Annotated in this window: 16 protein-coding genes; 6 read left to right on the top strand and 10 right to left on the bottom strand. The window is 60.6% G+C overall.

The annotated features are described in order from the left end of the window. From ACXYMO_RS07210 to ACXYMO_RS07175, 8 genes are all read right to left on the bottom strand, one after another. Entirely contained in the window at window positions 1-1,242 is a 1,242-nt protein-coding gene (locus ACXYMO_RS07210; RefSeq protein ID WP_458878016.1) for a saccharopine dehydrogenase family protein, read from the bottom strand. A 36-nt stretch (window positions 1,243-1,278) separates the two neighbouring features. Beyond that, window positions 1,279-2,373, bottom strand: a complete 1,095-nt coding sequence (locus ACXYMO_RS07205) for a carboxynorspermidine decarboxylase (RefSeq protein WP_458878015.1) — start codon at window positions 2,371-2,373, stop codon at window positions 1,279-1,281. 170 nt (window positions 2,374-2,543) lie between these two features. Next, on the bottom strand, window positions 2,544-2,729 hold the full coding sequence (locus ACXYMO_RS07200; RefSeq protein ID WP_458878014.1) for a Trm112 family protein: 186 nt from the start codon (window positions 2,727-2,729) through the stop codon (window positions 2,544-2,546). Then, the gene (locus ACXYMO_RS07195) at window positions 2,726-3,367 is read right to left on the bottom strand and encodes an LON peptidase substrate-binding domain-containing protein (protein WP_458878013.1); all 642 of its coding nucleotides are present in this window, start codon (window positions 3,365-3,367) and stop codon (window positions 2,726-2,728) included. The genes ACXYMO_RS07200 and ACXYMO_RS07195 overlap by 4 nt, the downstream gene beginning before the upstream one ends. 27 nt (window positions 3,368-3,394) lie before the next feature. Beyond that, window positions 3,395-4,309, bottom strand: a complete 915-nt coding sequence (trxA, locus tag ACXYMO_RS07190) for a thioredoxin (RefSeq protein WP_458878012.1) — start codon at window positions 4,307-4,309, stop codon at window positions 3,395-3,397. Between the two features lie 68 nt (window positions 4,310-4,377). Further along, window positions 4,378-5,166: an exodeoxyribonuclease III gene (locus ACXYMO_RS07185; RefSeq protein ID WP_458878011.1), complete on the bottom strand. Its 789-nt coding sequence runs from the start codon at window positions 5,164-5,166 to the stop codon at window positions 4,378-4,380. A gap of 65 nt (window positions 5,167-5,231) precedes the next feature. Beyond that, window positions 5,232-6,095 (bottom strand): EamA family transporter, encoded by an 864-nt coding sequence (locus ACXYMO_RS07180; RefSeq protein WP_458878010.1) that lies wholly within the window; start codon window positions 6,093-6,095, stop codon window positions 5,232-5,234. 273 nt (window positions 6,096-6,368) lie between these two features. Further along, on the bottom strand, window positions 6,369-7,055 hold the full coding sequence (locus ACXYMO_RS07175; RefSeq protein WP_458878009.1) for a response regulator transcription factor: 687 nt from the start codon (window positions 7,053-7,055) through the stop codon (window positions 6,369-6,371). 159 nt (window positions 7,056-7,214) lie between these two features. On the opposite strand from ACXYMO_RS07175, the gene ribA reads away from it, so the two are divergent. Both ribA and ACXYMO_RS07165 read left to right on the top strand, forming a co-directional pair. Next, on the top strand, window positions 7,215-8,306 hold the full coding sequence (ribA, locus tag ACXYMO_RS07170; protein WP_458878008.1) for a GTP cyclohydrolase II: 1,092 nt from the start codon (window positions 7,215-7,217) through the stop codon (window positions 8,304-8,306). Next, window positions 8,303-8,797 carry a L,D-transpeptidase family protein gene (locus ACXYMO_RS07165; RefSeq protein WP_458878006.1) on the top strand — a complete coding sequence of 165 codons (495 nt, stop codon included), beginning with the start codon at window positions 8,303-8,305 and terminating at the stop codon, window positions 8,795-8,797. The genes ribA and ACXYMO_RS07165 overlap by 4 nt, the downstream gene beginning before the upstream one ends. Here the strand turns inward: ACXYMO_RS07165 and ACXYMO_RS07160 are convergent, their stop codons facing one another. Both ACXYMO_RS07160 and ACXYMO_RS07155 read right to left on the bottom strand, forming a co-directional pair. Beyond that, a complete protein-coding gene (locus tag ACXYMO_RS07160; protein WP_458878005.1) occupies window positions 8,798-9,454 on the bottom strand; it encodes a YggS family pyridoxal phosphate-dependent enzyme in 657 nt (218 codons plus the stop codon). A 111-nt stretch (window positions 9,455-9,565) separates the two neighbouring features. Then, window positions 9,566-10,591 (bottom strand): porin, encoded by a 1,026-nt coding sequence (locus tag ACXYMO_RS07155; protein ID WP_458878004.1) that lies wholly within the window; start codon window positions 10,589-10,591, stop codon window positions 9,566-9,568. A 322-nt stretch (window positions 10,592-10,913) separates the two neighbouring features. Here ACXYMO_RS07155 and ACXYMO_RS07150 point away from each other — a divergent pair, with 322 nt between their 5' ends. The 4 genes from ACXYMO_RS07150 (at window position 10,914) to holA (ending at window position 15,546) form a co-directional block, all read left to right on the top strand. After that, entirely contained in the window at window positions 10,914-11,420 is a 507-nt protein-coding gene (locus ACXYMO_RS07150; protein ID WP_458879057.1) for a DUF3576 domain-containing protein, read from the top strand. Window positions 11,421-11,505: 85 nt separating this feature from the next. Beyond that, entirely contained in the window at window positions 11,506-14,052 is a 2,547-nt protein-coding gene (gene leuS, locus ACXYMO_RS07145; protein WP_458878003.1) for a leucine--tRNA ligase, read from the top strand. Continuing rightward, window positions 14,039-14,521 carry an LPS assembly lipoprotein LptE gene (lptE, locus tag ACXYMO_RS07140; protein ID WP_458878002.1) on the top strand — a complete coding sequence of 161 codons (483 nt, stop codon included), beginning with the start codon at window positions 14,039-14,041 and terminating at the stop codon, window positions 14,519-14,521. Before leuS ends, lptE begins: the two co-directional genes overlap by 14 nt. Then, window positions 14,518-15,546: a DNA polymerase III subunit delta gene (gene holA, locus ACXYMO_RS07135; RefSeq protein ID WP_458878001.1), complete on the top strand. Its 1,029-nt coding sequence runs from the start codon at window positions 14,518-14,520 to the stop codon at window positions 15,544-15,546. Before lptE ends, holA begins: the two co-directional genes overlap by 4 nt. The last annotated feature ends 14 nt before the right edge of the window (window positions 15,547-15,560 follow it).

Raw genomic sequence — 15,560 nt, 5'->3', positions numbered from 1 at the left:
CTAGGCGTCTTTCCAGCTGCGATCCCCCTTGGCGTCCTTGACGCGGGTCGGCAGGCCGATGTCGTCCAGCAATGAAAAGAGCGGCTTGGGATCAAGCTCCTCAACATTCTTCATGGCCCCGAGGTCATATGTTCCGTCAGCGATCAACATCGCCACAGCCACGGGTGGCACGCCAGCGGTATAGGAAATGCCCTGGCTGCCAACTTCGTTATAGGCCTCCTTGTGATCCGCGACGTTGTAGACAAAGACTTCGACTTCTTCCCCATCCTTGGTGCCCTTGACCAGATCACCGATACAGGTCTTGCCCGTGTAATCAGGCGCGAGGCTTGAAGGATCCGGAAGCACGGCCTTGACCACCTTTAGCGGTACAACCTCAAGACCTTCGGCCGTCACGACCGGTTGTTCGGACAACAGGCCAAGGTTTTGCAGCACGGTAAAGACGTTGATGTAATGATCCCCGAACCCCATCCAGAACCGGATGTCGGCCTGCGGGTAATTCGCGGCGAGCGAATGCACCTCGTCATGGCCGGACAGATATGCCTTTTGCTTGCCGACAACGGGCAGATCCCACTCGCGGCCCACTTCGAACATCTTGTTGCTTTGCCACGCGCCCTGCTGCCAGCTGTAAACGGTGCCGGTGAATTCGCGAAAGTTGATTTCGGGGTCGAAGTTGGTCGAGAAATACCGCCCGTGGGTGCCGGCGTTGATATCGACGATGTCGATGGACTGAACCTCGTCCATGAACTCGTCCACCGCAAAGCGGGCAAAGGCGTTGACCATCCCCGGATCAAAGCCTGCGCCAAGGATCGCGGTGACCCCGGCCTGTGCGCAATCGTCCCGGCGTTTCCATTCGTAATTCGCGTACCACGGCGGCGTTTCACAAATCTTGGTCGGGTCTTCGTGAATCGCGGTGTCGATATAGGCGGCGCCGGTCTGGATGCAAGCCTCGAGCACCGACATGTTCACGAAAGGCGAACCCACATTGATCACGATCTGCGCGCCGGTCTCCTTGATCAGCGCCACCACGGCATCCGTATCCATGGCGTCCACCGCATGCGCCTTGAACACGCCGTCCTGCTTCATCGCATTCTTGTCATGCACGCTCTGAATGATCGCGTCGCATTTCGAAATCGTGCGGCTGGCAATATGCAGGTCGCCCAGCACATCGTTATTCTGCGCACATTTATGCGCCACAACCTGAGCGACGCCACCCGCACCGATGACAAGAACATTGCGTTTCATGTATCCAAAAGACCTCTTGAGTTTGTGTGTTGATTTTCAGGAAAGGGCCGCGACGAAATCATCGTAGCCAAAGTCGCGCACCAGCCGCGTGGTTCCATCAAGTTCCCGGACGGCGATGCTGGGCATTTTCACGCCGTTGAACCAGTTCTTCTTGACCATGGTATAGCCTGCGGCGTCCTGAAACGAAATCCGGTCACCCGCTTTCAGCGGTGCGTCAAACCGAAACTCGCCAAAGATATCGCCTGCAAGGCAGGATTTTCCGCAGATCATCCATTGGTGATCGCCCGTATCCGGGCTGATTTTTGCGGATTCCCGGTAGATGAGAAGATCCAGCATATGCGCCTCGATCGAACTGTCGACGATGGCAAGGTTCTTGCCGTTGAACAGCGTATCGAGAACTGTCACCTCAAGCGTCGCCGCCCCTGTGATCGCGGCCTCGCCCGGCTCCAGATAGACCTGAACGCCGAATGTGTCTGCAAACCTTTTCAAACGCTCGGCAAGACGCTCCAGGGGATAGCCATCGCCGGTAAAGTGTATTCCGCCGCCCAGGCTGACCCAGTCCATCTTGTGCAGGGACTCGGCAAAACGGGTTTCGATCAGAGTCAGCATCTCGTCAAACCGGTCAAAGTCGTCGTTCTCGCAATTGTTGTGGAACATCAGGCCGCTGATCCGGTCCGCGACCGCGGCGATCTGCGCCGGGTCATGTTCGCCCAGACGGCTGAAGGGCCGGGCCGGATCGGCCAGATCAAAGTCTGAGGTCGACACGCCCGGATTTACCCGCAGGCCCCGCACATGGTTTTGCGACGGGCCGTCGAATTTGGTCAACTGACCGATCGAGTTGAAAATGATCTTGTCGCAATGCGCCAGGACCTCTGCGATCTCATGATCCGCATAGGCCACGGAATAGGCATGTGTTTCGCCGGGAAACTTCGTGTACCCCAGTTTGACCTCATAAAGCGACGATGAGGTCGAGCCGTCCATGTACCCGGCCATGAAATCAAACACCGACCAGGTGGCAAAGCATTTCAACGCCAGCAAAGATTTTGCCCCCGATGCGTCACGCAGCCAGGCGATCTTTTCCAGGTTCGGCAAAAGGCGTGCCTTGTCGATCAGATAATAGGGTGTTTGCAAGGCAGTTTCCTCTTGGTGAGCCGATCCAGATCATGCAGTGCCCTTTTAGGTCGCGCAGATGACCCGCGAAAGCAATGCATTGGGAAAAAGACGGGCGGACGTGTATGCGCGATCTGCAACGCTCGGTCGGCCGATACGGCCCCTGTCAGGATCGGCTGGCGCCGCCTGCCTCAATCGAGCGGGCGCGCCTCGTCCAGAAGCATGATCGGAATGCCGTTGCGGATGGGAAAGGCCAGACCGGCGGCCTTGGACACCAGCTCCTGACGCGCGGCATCGTATTCCAGCGTACTGTGTGTCCTGGGACAGATCAGCGCCTCAAGCATGCTGCGCTCAAATTTGGGTTTTCGATCGCTCATTGCCAGGTCTCCTCATTCGCTCCGCCGCGCATGGAAAATTCGATCAGCGTGACGAGGGTTTCGCGCCGGGTGGTCAGCGATGGCGCCTCAAGAAGCGCCTGTTTGTCCTCGGGGCTGAAATCCAGCAGCATCGACAGGGAATTGATCAGCAATTCGTCGTCGGCATCGTTCAGCGTATCCCAGTCCGTCGACAACTGGCGGCTTGAAAACAACCGTTCAAGCAGCTGCATGAAGGTTGGCCTGTCAAAACCGGGGTCGGTCTCGCAACTGCCCAGATCGCGGTCGAACCCGCTCCAGGACACCTCGCATTTGCGATAGGGCTGAAAACCGTCGATCTCGTGTTCGATCCGGAATCGCGAGATTCCGGCCAGCGTGATCATATAGCGCCCATCCTCGGTTTCGGAAAACTGGGTGACTCGCCCGCCACAGCCGATGCTGTGCAGGTCCTTGTCACTGCCCGGGCGCGGGTTGGGCTGAACCATACCGATCAGCCGCTGGGGCGTTTTCAACGCATCTTCAAGCATCTGAAGATACCGCGGCTCAAATATGTGCAGCGGCAACCGCGACCGCGGCAGCAACAACGCCCCCGGCAAAGGAAACACGGGGATCGTGTCGGGCAGATCGGCTGATTGGATCATACGCTACAGTCTAGCCCTGACACGCCGTTAGGCAAATATCATCGAGCTGAGCTTGCGACGTCCGTTCAGAACCACCGGGTCATTCGGCTTGAGCGCATCGAAAATGGTAAACAGCTGGGTCTTGGCCGCGCCGTCATTCCATTCGCGGTCACGGCGGAACAGGTCCAGAAGGTGATCGACCGCTTCCTCTACCTGACCCGAGGCATACAGCGCTTGGGCAAGATCGAACCGTGCCTGATGATTGTCGGGCTCCGCCTCGACCGCCGTGGTCAGATCGGCAACGGGGCCGGCATCAGCGGCCTGTTTGGCCAGTTCCAGTTGCGCATGCGCGGCCTCCAGTTCGGGGGCCTGTGAAATCTCGGCGGGGGCGCCATTCAGGATCGCCTCGGCCTGATCCAGATCGTCCATGGCGATATGGGCGCGCACCAGACCACCATAGGCGGCGGCGTTGTTGGGCTCTTCCCCCAGGATGGCGGCAAAGGTCTGGGCCGCATCCACGGCCGCGCCTTCGGCGAGCATGGATTCAGCTGCCTCGATCGCCGCATTCAGCGTTTCACCCGGGGCCTCGCCGCCGGCGGCCGAAACGATGCGGTCGACAAACGCCTTGATCTCGGATGCGGGAACCGCGCCCTGAAACCCGTCGATGGGCTGACCGTTGTGAAAGGCATAAACCGTCGGGATCGACTGGATCTGAAGCTGACCGGCGATCATCTGCGCCTCGTCCACGTTCACCTTGACCATTTTCACCGCGCCTTTGGCAGCTTTCACGGCGTCTTCCAGCATCGGGCCCAGCGTTTTGCACGGGCCACACCATGGCGCCCAGAAATCAACGATGACCGGCACGTCCTTCGATGTTTCGACCACATCTGCCATGAACGTGGCTTCGGTCGTGTCCTTGATCAAATCCGCAGCCGGTGCTGCGCCTGAAAGATCCAGTTCCATGTTGATATTCCTTGTTTGCCAGTCGGTCAGCCCCTCATATGTGAGGCCCCGGCCGTGATGTCAAAGCCTTACAAATCGAAAGTCGAAAATACCGGGGCGTGGTCACTGGGTTTGTCCCATCCGCGCGCATCTCGCAAAATCCGGCTGGAATGACCGGCGTTGCCGATATCTTTGGTCGCCCACACATGATCAAGGCGGCGCCCCTTGTCCGCCGCCGACCAGTCGCGCGCGCGATAGGACCACCAGCTGTAAAGCAGCCCCTCGGGAATGTCCTGTCGGGTGACATCCACCCAGTCGCCCGCATCCTGCACCGCGCCGAGGTGTTCCACCTCGATCGGGGTGTGGCTGACGATCTTCAAAAGCTGTTTGTGGTTCCAGACGTCATCCTCGCGCGGGGCGATGTTCAGATCGCCCACAAGGATCGATTTCTGCGGTTTCTGCGCAAAAAACCAATCCCGCATCTCGGTCAGGTAATCGAGTTTCTGGCCGAATTTCTCGTTCACGTCGCGGTCGGGCTTGTCGCCCCCTGCCGGCACGTAAAAGTTGTGGATCGTGACCCCGTTTTCCAGTTGCCCCGCGATATGGCGCGCATGGCCAAGGCTGGCGAAATCCTCGGACCCCACCTCCTTGATCGGCAGTTTCGACAGGATCGCAACGCCGTTGTACCCCTTTTGGCCGCGCGCAATCATGTGTTCATAACCCAGCGCGCGAAACCCTTCGGTCGGGATCTTGTCGACCGGCGATTTGCATTCCTGCAGGCACAGAACATCGGGGCGTTCTTCTTGCAGAAGTTTCAGAACGATCGGTTCGCGCAGGCGGACCGAATTGATGTTCCATGTGGCCAGGGTAAAGGGCATGTGTATTCTCCGGATATGCGCGGCGATCCTAGTGGATGCGACAGATGGGCGAAACCCGGTTCCTGTCACAAGCTGACAAGCAGGATCACGCCCAGCACTGACATGGCGATGCCCGCCAGACTGTGCAAGGAGACAGTCGCATCGCGATGGATCAGGCGGCTCATCCCGAAGGTTATCAACGGATAGGTCGCAACCACCGGGGCCACAGCCGTGACCGATCCTCTTTCCAGCGCGGCGTAGAGCGTCAGTAGGGCCAGACCGTTGCAAATGCCGATGGCCACGAACCACGCAAACGAACGCCGCGAATACCCGCCCCGCTGGCTGCGGATAAACAGGCACGCGGTCCAGATGACGCCCGCCGAAACCACATAGCCGATCGTGGCCGCTGCCAGTGCGCTGGGCCAGCCCTGCAACCCGAATTTGACAAGGGGCTGTGCGCTGCCGCGCAGGACCGCCCCCGACAGCGGGATAAGGATCAGCCATAGACTTGCCGCCGGAAAGGCGCGGCGGCGGTCGGACGCCAAAAGGAACAGACCCGACAAGATCACGAAAATGCCGATCACCTGACCTGTTGTCGGAACCTCGCCCAGCGCAAGCACCGCCAGCGCAACCGCGAACAGCGGCGTCAGGTTGCCCATGGCCGCGGTCATGTTCGGCCCCAATCTGCGGTTCGAGGTGAAATTCAGCAGTGTCACCGCCGCCGGATAGAAAAGTCCGGCAATGGCGAAGGTTATCGCGCTGTCATGTTGCCAACCGCTCCATTCCGACATGGCAAAGGACATCACCAAAAACATGGTTGCGCTGGTCGGGATGCTGACCGCAGCCCCCGCAAGGGCAGACAAATGCCTGAGACCGAATTGCGTCAGCACAATGCCCAGCGCGATCAAACAGGCCGAGAGCGCGGAAAACAAGAAAACACCAAGGTCCAAATGCAATATCCAGGGGGCAACTGTACTGGCGCGACGATAGGTCGGGAATATGCCGGGGTCACTCCCCCTTGGATGCCATTTCACCCGGACGGAAGCTCCGCGTCGTGGCACCGCTACGGGATCAGGGCGCAAAAAAAGACCGGGCACGAGGCCCGGCCAAGTCCAACAGGGAGGTACATGTCATTACCCGGACATGCACGGGTTGAGAATCACTCTAGGTGACGGCCTGTGATCCCGTCGTTGATACAGATCACATTACTCAACCTATACGTGTTATGCAACAAGGCGATAGCCACCAGACTCGGTGACCAGCAAGCGCGCGTTCGAAGGGTCCGGCTCGATCTTCTGGCGCAGACGGTAGATATGGGTTTCCAGCGTGTGGGTCGTGACCCCGGCATTGTATCCCCAGACCTCGTGCAGCAACACATCGCGCGCCACCACGCCCTCGGACGAGCGGTATAGAAACTTGAGAATGTTGGTTTCTTTCTCGGTCAGGCGGATTTTGCGATCATCCTCGGTGATGAGCAACTTCATCGCGGGTTTGAACGTGTATGGCCCAAGGGTGAAAACCGCATCCTCGGATTGTTCGTGCTGGCGCAGTTGTGCGCGGATACGCGCCAGAAGCACCGGAAACTTGAACGGCTTGGTCACGTAATCATTGGCGCCGGCATCGAGACCCAGAATGGTGTCCGAGTCGCTGTCATGCCCGGTCAGCATCAGGATCGGGGCCTTTACGCCCTGTTTGCGCATCAGCTTGCACAATTCGCGGCCATCCGTATCGGGCAGGCCCACGTCCAGAATGATCAGGTCATACAATGCCTCTTTGGACCGCTCCATCGCGCTGTGCCCGTCCGAGGCTTCGAAAACGTCGAAATCTTCGGTCATGACCAACTGCTCGCTCAGCGCGTCGCGCAGGTCATCGTCGTCATCCACCAAAAGCAATTTCTTCAGTTGCGCCATAATGCGTCCTCCAGTCCTGATAATCAGATGTGCCCAACACACGATTTCGGCAAGAAATACTGCAATCTTTTCACGGTGACGTGTCCCGTACGGGGTAAATATTTCACATTCCGACAAAGACACCTTAGGTAATGCACAAATTCTGACGGGAAGTAACCCATGAGCCTTGCCCCTGACATTACCGAGCTTTTGGCCCGGGCCCGCGCCGATTTGCGCATGGGGCTGCCCGTCGTGCTGGCAGACGCAGACCAGAGCGTTGTGGCCATCGCCGCCGAAACCCTGAGCGCCGAGCGTCTGGCGGACATCCGCGCGCTGGATCCTGCGCCCGTCATTGCCATCACCGCACGCCGGGCCGAAACGCTCAAGGCGCGTGCCTATGACGGCGATCTTGCCCGCGTGATCCTGCCCAAGTCCGAGGCGCTGGATTGGATCCGGTCCATTGCCGACCCGCGTGACGACCTGAACGCTCCGATGAAAGGGCCGCTGAAATCCTGCCGTGATGGGACCGCCGATCTGCATCGCATGGCAATTGCGCTGGCCAAGTCGGCCCGCCTTTTGCCGGCCTGCGTCATTGCCGGGATCGCCCCGGACAGCGATTTCGCCCAGACCCACGGTCTGACCCGCATTGACCTGAGTGCCGCCGCCGAACATCTGGGCGAACGCAGCCCCCTGCAAGAGGTGGTCAGTGCCCGCTTGCCGCTTGAAGTATCCGAAGCCGGTCGCCTGCACGTGTTCCGTCCCGAAGACGGGGGCGAGGAACATTACGCCGTTGAAATCGGCCGCCCGGATCGGTCACAACCGGTTCTGGCGCGCCTGCATTCCGCGTGCTTCACCGGTGACCTGCTGGGCAGCCTTAAATGCGATTGCGGCCCGCAGCTGCGCGGCGCACTGGCCCAGATGGGGGCCGAAGGTGCGGGTATCCTGCTCTACCTCAACCAGGAGGGGCGCGGCATCGGGCTGGCCAACAAGATGCGCGCCTATTCCCTTCAGGATCAGGGTTTCGACACGGTCGAGGCCAATCATCGCCTCGGGTTCGAGGATGACGAACGTGATTTCCGCCTTGGGGCCGACGTCCTGAAATCGCTAGGGTTTTCCTCGGTCCGGTTGTTGACGAACAACCCGGCCAAGATCGCGATGATGGAAAAAACCGGAATCAAGGTGGCCGAACGGGTGCCTCTCAAGGTTGGGGAAACCGCGCATAACGTCGGCTACCTTGCGACCAAGGCGGAAAAATCCGGGCATTTGCTGTGACACCGCAGGACTTGGTTCTGTCGCCCCGGGGGCTGCGGTTCCGGGGCCGCCTGTTTCCCTGCACCATCGGCAAGGGCGGACTGAGCAGTGACAAGCGCGAAGGCGACGGCGCGACGCCGCGCGGGACGCACCGCATAGTCGGCATGCTTTTTCGGCCCGACCGGATCGCACGCCCGACCCCGTGGGCTGTCCCAATCCGCCCCGGCGATCTGTGGTCGGACGGTATGGACGACCCGGACTACAACATGATGGTGCGCGCGCCGCATGGCTTCAGCCACGAACAGTTGCGCCGGGCCGATCCTTTGTACGATCTGGTCGTTTTGACGGACTGGAACTGGCCGCATGCGGTGCCGGGGCGCGGCTCGGCCATATTCATCCACCAATGGCGGCGCCCCTGTTTCCCGACCGAAGGGTGCATCGCACTGCGCCGCGACAACCTTCATTGGATCGCACGGCACCTGAGCGTTGAAACACGGCTGATCGTGCGCTGATCAGCCTTGCGCCACACGCTCCCCGAAAATCGCTGATCCAACGCGGACATGCGTCGCGCCCAGCGCAATGGCCGTTTCAAAATCGCCGCTCATCCCCATCGACAAACCGGCCAACCCATTGCGGCCTGCGATCTTGGCCAGCAGGGCAAAGTGCAGGCTGGGTTCTTCCTCGACCGGCGGAATGCACATCAGACCCTTCACCGGCAAATCCAGCGCCAGACAATCGGAAATAAACGTATCGGCATCGGACGGTAAAACCCCTGCCTTTTGCGGCTCTTCCCCGGTGTTAACCTGAATGAACAGATCGGGGCAGGCGCCCCGTTCCTGCGCCAGCCGGGCCAGGGTCTTGGCCAGCTTGGGGCGGTCCAGCGTGTGGATCGCATTGCACAGGTCCATCGCCTGGCGCGCCTTGTTGGTTTGCAGCGGCCCGATCAGGTGCAGCTGGATGCCGTCATACTGTTCACGAAAGGCGGGCCATTTTCCGGCGGCCTCCTGCACACGGTTTTCGCCAAAAATGCGATGTCCCTGCTCCAGAACGGCCTGCACCCGTTCGTTCGGCTGCACCTTGGAGACGGCAATCAGACAGGTCGACCCCGGCGCGCGCCCGGCCTTGACCTCGGCAGCGGCGATGCGGGTTTTGATTTCTTCCAGTGACATGTCTTTGCCCCCTTGCCCGATGTGTCAGACGCACAAAACACAACAGCAGGGCAAAAGAAAAGGGCGGGTCCGAAGACCCGCCCAAATTCACGACAAGCGTGGTGTTTCAGCTTAGAAGCTGAAGTACACACCAGCCTGAACAGTGGTGTTGTCGGTCGAAGTGCGCACGGCGCCTGCTTCGAACGATGCACCGCCACCCAGATCGTAGGAGTAGTGGATGCCGAAGGTTTCACCTTCACCACCGGTGTCGTTACCAGCGGTAACGTCACGGTTGTCACGGCCCTGAGCGATGGCACCGGCGTCAGCCGCGTCTTCGCTGGTCACGAACAGCAGGATGTTCGAAGCCGAACCGATGTCCATGTTGCCGTACAGGCCGAACTTGTCGATGCCGTCGTTGTCGGCATATGCCAGACGAACGCCGAACTGACCCAGGTTACCCGCGAGGGTAACAGCGACTTTGTCCTGACCGATGATGTCGGAGTCCTGGACACCCAGAGCGGCAGTCCAGTCGCCGAAGGTGTAGGAAACGTTGGCCGCGATGCGGTCAACTGCAGTCGCGCCGTTGTCGGTCGAGTACGACAGGTGGGCACCGAATGCGCCAGCTTTGTACAGAACTTCGATGCCGTTCGCGCCAGCGCCGCCCGACGAATACGCGTCCCAGTCGAAGAAGCCTTCGCCCGGTGTCGCGGATGCGTCGACGTCGGTTGCGTTAACGTTGGTCACCAGGCTGTGGAAGCCTGCGCCGTCGATGCCGATGCCAGCTGTACGTGTTTCCAGGTACAGGCCGGACATGCCTTCGATCGCGCCGATGATGTTACCGACACCCAGAGTGAAGCCACCGGTGCTTGCGTAGAAGCGAGCGCCGTTGAACACTGCGCCGCCCGGTGCGTTGTCACGGCTTTCAGCCTGTGCACGGAAGCGAGCACCCAGAGTCACGCCACCGTCGGTTTCGGTCGACATGTCGAACTGCAGACGCAGACGGCTGGTGATGTTGGTCGAGCTAACGCCGTTTACTGCGCGGTCGTTGCTGTCGTTGTAGTCCAGACCAAAACGGCCGTAGCCGCCGATCTTAACATCGGCTGCTGCCATGCTCGCGGTTGCGATCAGCGCAGTCGTTGCGAAGAGAACCTTTTTCATAGTTTTTCCCTCGGTTTTCAATTCATACGCCCAAACCAGAGAATCTGGCGTGGGTATGGACAGGGGTTTCGCTCTTTCGGGCCGGTTTTGGCAAGGCTTCCAGCGATCAATATGGCAAAGTCGTGGCGGATGGTGCAGCTTTGCCACAGTCGTTGCCCGGGAACACGTCGCACCGGGCAAAGGGCATGATAAGGCCGAATTTATTGGACATTTGCCCCTGCCTTAGAGTGCTGTCACCCCAGAGTGCGGCAGGCACAAGGGTCTTGCCCCCTGTTGTCGGCTTGTTTAGGACAAAGTTCGAAGACTGTGCCAGGATTGATTGATCATGTTCTACCGGCCCCTGAAAGTTACCCTGATTCTCGCGCTCTGCGCCGGATTGGCCGCGTGTGGAGCGCGCCGTTCGGGCGGTGGAGCGCCGCGCGCGGACACCGCATTTCCGGATGGCGGTTCGAATCTGGGCGCCGAAGGCAATGCTCAGACCTATTCGAAATCATCCATCTGGGATGTGTTCGGCCCCAACAAGGGCGACCAGACCGTCAATGTGAACCGGTATATCTGGGCGGCGTCGCTGGATGTTCTGAACTTTCTGCCGGTGCAGTCGGTCGACCCGTTCACCGGCGTGATCGTGACCGGATACGGGACGCCGCCGGGTGGCGGTCGGGCCTATCGCGCCACTGTTCATGTCCGTGACCCAGCGCTCGACGCCCGGTCGCTGAACGTTTCGCTGCAAAGTCGCAACGGCGCCGTCAGCGCGGCGACGACCCGCGCGGTCGAGGATGCGATCCTGTCGCGCGCCCGCCAGCTGCGCATTCGGGACAAAAAACTCTGATCAACCGGGTCTGGCCAGACGCCGGAATACATTCTATCACGGCGCCGGGCTTTGGCCCGGCGTTTTCAGTTAAGGGACCGGACACATGTCGCGATACTCGGCCGCGGAAATCGAAGCAAAATGGCAAGAGGCCTGGGACAAGGCCGGCGTTTTCACGGCGACACGCGATGCGCAAAAGCCGAAATATTATGTGCTTGAGATGTTTCCCTATCCGTCGGGCCGCATCCACATGGGCCATGTGCGCAACTACACGATGGGCGACGTGATCGCGCGCTACAAGATGTCCACGGGCCACAATGTTCTGCACCCCATGGGATGGGACGCGTTCGGCATGCCAGCGGAAAACGCTGCCATGGCCATTGGTGGCCACCCCAAGACCTGGACCTATGACAACATTGCCGACATGCGCAGCCAGATGAAGCCGCTGGGCCTGTCCATCGACTGGTCCCGCGAATTCGCCACCTGCGACCCCGAATACTATGGCCAGCAGCAGGCGCTGTTCCTCGACTTCCTTGATGAGGGACTGGTTTACCGCAAGAACGCCGTGGTCAACTGGGACCCGGTCGACATGACCGTTCTGGCCAATGAACAGGTCGAGGCCGGGCGCGGCTGGCGGTCTGGCGCCATCGTGGAACGGCGCGAACTGACCCAATGGTTCTTCAAGATCTCGGATTTCTCCGAAGAATTGCTGAGCGCGCTCGATACGCTGGACAACTGGCCCGCCAAGGTCCGCCTCATGCAGGAAAACTGGATCGGCAAATCACGCGGCCTCCAGTTCAGCTTTGACCGGACCGACGGCGGTGACCCGATTACCGTTTACACGACCCGCCCCGACACGCTGAATGGCGCGTCCTTTGTAGGCATCTCGCCCGATCACCCGATTTCCAAGACGATGGAACAGGACAACCCCCAACTGGCGGAGTTCCTGGTCGAGGCACGCAAGGGCGGCACCACAGAAGAAGCCATCGAAACCGCGCCCAAACTGGGGTTCGATACCGGGATCAAGGTGCGCCACCCGTTGAACCCGGATTGGGAACTGCCGGTCTGGATCGCCAATTTCATCCTGATGGACTATGGCACCGGCGCGATCTTTGGCTGCCCTGCGCATGACCAGCGCGACCTGGATTTCTGCCACAAATACGATTTGCCGGTGATCGACACGTTCCTTGCGCTGGACGATCCAAAACCGGTCGAGACCGAAGCCTTCGTGCCGCCCAAGACCGAAAAAGTGAAATGGATCGACCATTTCGCCGGTCTGGACGTGGCCACCGGTCAGGAGGCGATCGACGCCACCATCGATTTTGCGGAGAAACAAGGCTGGGGCCAGGGCGTTACCAAATACCGCCTGCGTGACTGGGGCCTGTCACGGCAACGTTATTGGGGCTGCCCGATTCCGGTTGTCCATTGCGATGACTGCGGCGTGGTGCCCGAGAAAAAGGAAAACCTGCCCGTCCGCCTGCCTGACGATGTGACTTTTGACAAACCCGGCAACCCGCTGGACCGTCACCCGACATGGCGCGATTGTGCCTGCCCGTCCTGTGGCAAACCGGCAAAACGCGAAACCGACACGATGGACACCTTTGTGGATTCGTCCTGGTATTTCGCCCGTTTCACCGCGCCGCGCGCCGAAACGCCTACGGTGATGGAAGACGCCGACTACTGGATGAATGTCGACCAGTACATCGGCGGCATCGAACACGCGATTCTGCACCTGCTCTATTCGCGCTTTTTCGCCCGCGCGATGCACATCTGCGGCCACCTGCCGAAAAAGGCGGTCGAACCGTTCGACGCGCTGTTCACCCAAGGCATGGTGACCCACGAAATCTATGTCACCCGTGATGAAAACGACCGCCCGGTCTATCACCTGCCCGAACATATCGAATGGCATGAAAGCGGCGCACGTCTGGGCGAAACGGGTCAGCCGGTCGAGGTGATCCCGTCGGCCAAGATGTCCAAATCAAAGAAAAACGTGGTGGACCCGGTTAACATCATCTCTGCGTTCGGCGCCGATACCGCGCGCTGGTTCGTCCTGTCCGACAGCCCGCCGGAACGCGATGTGGAATGGACCGCATCGGGGGCCGAAGCGGCGCACAAGCACCTGTCGCGCGTCTACCGCATGGCCGCCGACATCGCCGAGATGTCCGGCGAGGGTCAGGGCGACGAAGATCTGCTGCGCGAAATGCACAAGGCCATTCGCGATGTCACACTGGGCGTCGAAAGCTTTGGCTTCAACGCGGCGATCGCGAAACTCTATGCCTTTACCAACACGCTGGCCAAATCCAAGGCCGGTGCCGCAGCCCGGAAACAGGCCGCCTGCACGCTGGCACAGTTGATGTCACCGATGACGCCGCACCTGTCCGAAGACATCTGGCAGATGCTGGGCGGCGAGGGCCTTGTGATCCACGCGCCGTGGCCGCAGGCGGATGACGCGATGCTAGTGGAATCCACCGTCACGCTGCCCATTCAGATCAACGGCAAACGCCGCGCGGAAATCAGCGTGCCCAAGGATATGCCAAAGGACGAGGTTGAAAAATCCGCGCTGGCAGTGGACGCTGTGCAAAAGGCGTTGGATGGGGCCACGCCGAAAAAGGTCATCGTTGTCCCCGGCCGGATCGTGAATGTCGTCGTTTAACCGCCGCACCTTGTTAATGATGCCGCTGGCGCTTGCCGCCTGCGGATTTACCCCGGTCTATGGGCCGGGCGGCACCGCATCGGCTCTGCGGGGCCGCGTCGCAATCGACGCGCCCGATACGCAGGCAAGTTATCTTCTTGTGCGCAACCTCGAGGAACGCCTGGGGCGTTCCGCCAGCCCGGCCTATCGTCTTGCTGTTAAACCAACACTGACCCAACAGGGTCAGGCGGTGACTGCGGCGGGCGAAATCACCCGGTTTTCCATCGTCGGCAAGGCCGATTTCACCCTGCACCGCATGTCCGACGACACGGTTGTTGCCAAGGGCGCGGTCGATAATTTCACCGGCTATTCCGCCACCGGATCGACCGTTGAAACACTCGCCGCCGAAAGCGATGCGCGCGAACGGCTGATGGTCATTCTGGCCGATCAGATCACGACGCGGCTTTATACGCTGGACCTGCCGGGATGAAGCTCAGCACGCGCGACGCGACCGGGTATTTTGCAAAACCCGATCCGGGCAAGACCGGGCTGCTGATCTATGGCGCGGATTCCATGCGCATTGCCCTTAAACGGCAGCAACTTCTGGCCGCGCTTCTCGGCGCCAACGCCGACGAGGAAATGCGCCTGACCCGTATGCCCGGCGCCGATTTGCGCAAGGATCCGGCCGCATTGCTTGATGCGGTCAAGGCGGTCGGGTTCTTCCCCGGCGCACGCGCGGCTGTTGTCGAGGATGCCAACGACACCGCGGCCCCCGCCGTTCAGGCCGCGCTGGATGACTGGCAACCGGGCGACGCCCAGATCATCGTCACCGCCGGCACGCTGAAACCCACCTCGAAACTGCGCAAGATGTTCGAAGGGCACAGCAACGCCTATGCCGTCGGCATCTATGACGAACCGCCCAGCCGGGCCGAGATCGAGCGGATGCTGAGCGATGGCGGGCTGCGCAACATCCCGGCCGATGGCATGACTGCCCTTGCCGATCTGGCGGGCGAACTGGGGCCGGGTGACTTTGCCCAAACCATTGAAAAGCTGGCCCTTTACAAACGCGGCGATGACACGCCCCTGTCCCTTGACGATATCGAGGCCTGCGCGCCCCGCTCGACCGAGGCGGCGCTGGATGATGTCCTGAACGTCGTGGCCGAGGCCCGCAGCGGCGAAATCGGGCCCTTGCTGCGCCGGCTGGAATCACAAGGCACCAACCCCGTCAGCCTGTGCATCGGCGCAACGCGCCATTTCAGAACGCTTTATACCGCTGCCTCTGACCCCGGCGGCGCGGCGGCAGGCGTCGGGCGGCTGCGCCCCCCGGTGTTCGGCCCGCGCCGCGACCGGATCGTGCGTCAGGCCCAGGCCTGGGGACCGAGCAAACTGGAAACCGCGCTGACGGTTCTGACCGACACCGACCTGCAACTGCGCTCGGCCGGGCAGACGGCCCCGGCCATGGCGCTGGTCGAACGCGCGCTGATCCGATTGGCGATGCTGGCGGCGGCGCGCTGATCCACTCTTGACCG

This window comes from Arenibacterium sp. CAU 1754 (genome assembly GCF_054482635.1).
The sequence above is the reverse complement of the archived record's forward strand: the minus strand, read 5'-3'. Positions and strand labels throughout refer to the sequence as shown.

What these genes read in the sequence shown, in the direction of transcription:
- ribA (WP_458878008.1), top strand. Translation starts at nt 7,215, where the DNA reads ATGAGCCTTGCCCCTGACATTACCGAGCTTTTGGCCCGGGCCCGCGCC.
- ACXYMO_RS07200 (WP_458878014.1), bottom strand. Translation starts at nt 2,729, where the DNA reads ATGAGCGATCGAAAACCCAAATTTGAGCGCAGCATGCTTGAGGCGCTG.
- ACXYMO_RS07195 (WP_458878013.1), bottom strand. Translation starts at nt 3,367, where the DNA reads ATGATCCAATCAGCCGATCTGCCCGACACGATCCCCGTGTTTCCTTTG.
- ACXYMO_RS07210 (WP_458878016.1), bottom strand. Translation starts at nt 1,242, where the DNA reads ATGAAACGCAATGTTCTTGTCATCGGTGCGGGTGGCGTCGCTCAGGTT.
- lptE (WP_458878002.1), top strand. Translation starts at nt 14,039, where the DNA reads ATGTCGTCGTTTAACCGCCGCACCTTGTTAATGATGCCGCTGGCGCTT.
- ACXYMO_RS07155 (WP_458878004.1), bottom strand. Translation starts at nt 10,591, where the DNA reads ATGAAAAAGGTTCTCTTCGCAACGACTGCGCTGATCGCAACCGCGAGC.
- trxA (WP_458878012.1), bottom strand. Translation starts at nt 4,309, where the DNA reads ATGGAACTGGATCTTTCAGGCGCAGCACCGGCTGCGGATTTGATCAAG.
- ACXYMO_RS07185 (WP_458878011.1), bottom strand. Translation starts at nt 5,166, where the DNA reads ATGCCCTTTACCCTGGCCACATGGAACATCAATTCGGTCCGCCTGCGC.
- leuS (WP_458878003.1), top strand. Translation starts at nt 11,506, where the DNA reads ATGTCGCGATACTCGGCCGCGGAAATCGAAGCAAAATGGCAAGAGGCC.
- holA (WP_458878001.1), top strand. Translation starts at nt 14,518, where the DNA reads ATGAAGCTCAGCACGCGCGACGCGACCGGGTATTTTGCAAAACCCGAT.
- ACXYMO_RS07160 (WP_458878005.1), bottom strand. Translation starts at nt 9,454, where the DNA reads ATGTCACTGGAAGAAATCAAAACCCGCATCGCCGCTGCCGAGGTCAAG.
- ACXYMO_RS07175 (WP_458878009.1), bottom strand. Translation starts at nt 7,055, where the DNA reads ATGGCGCAACTGAAGAAATTGCTTTTGGTGGATGACGACGATGACCTG.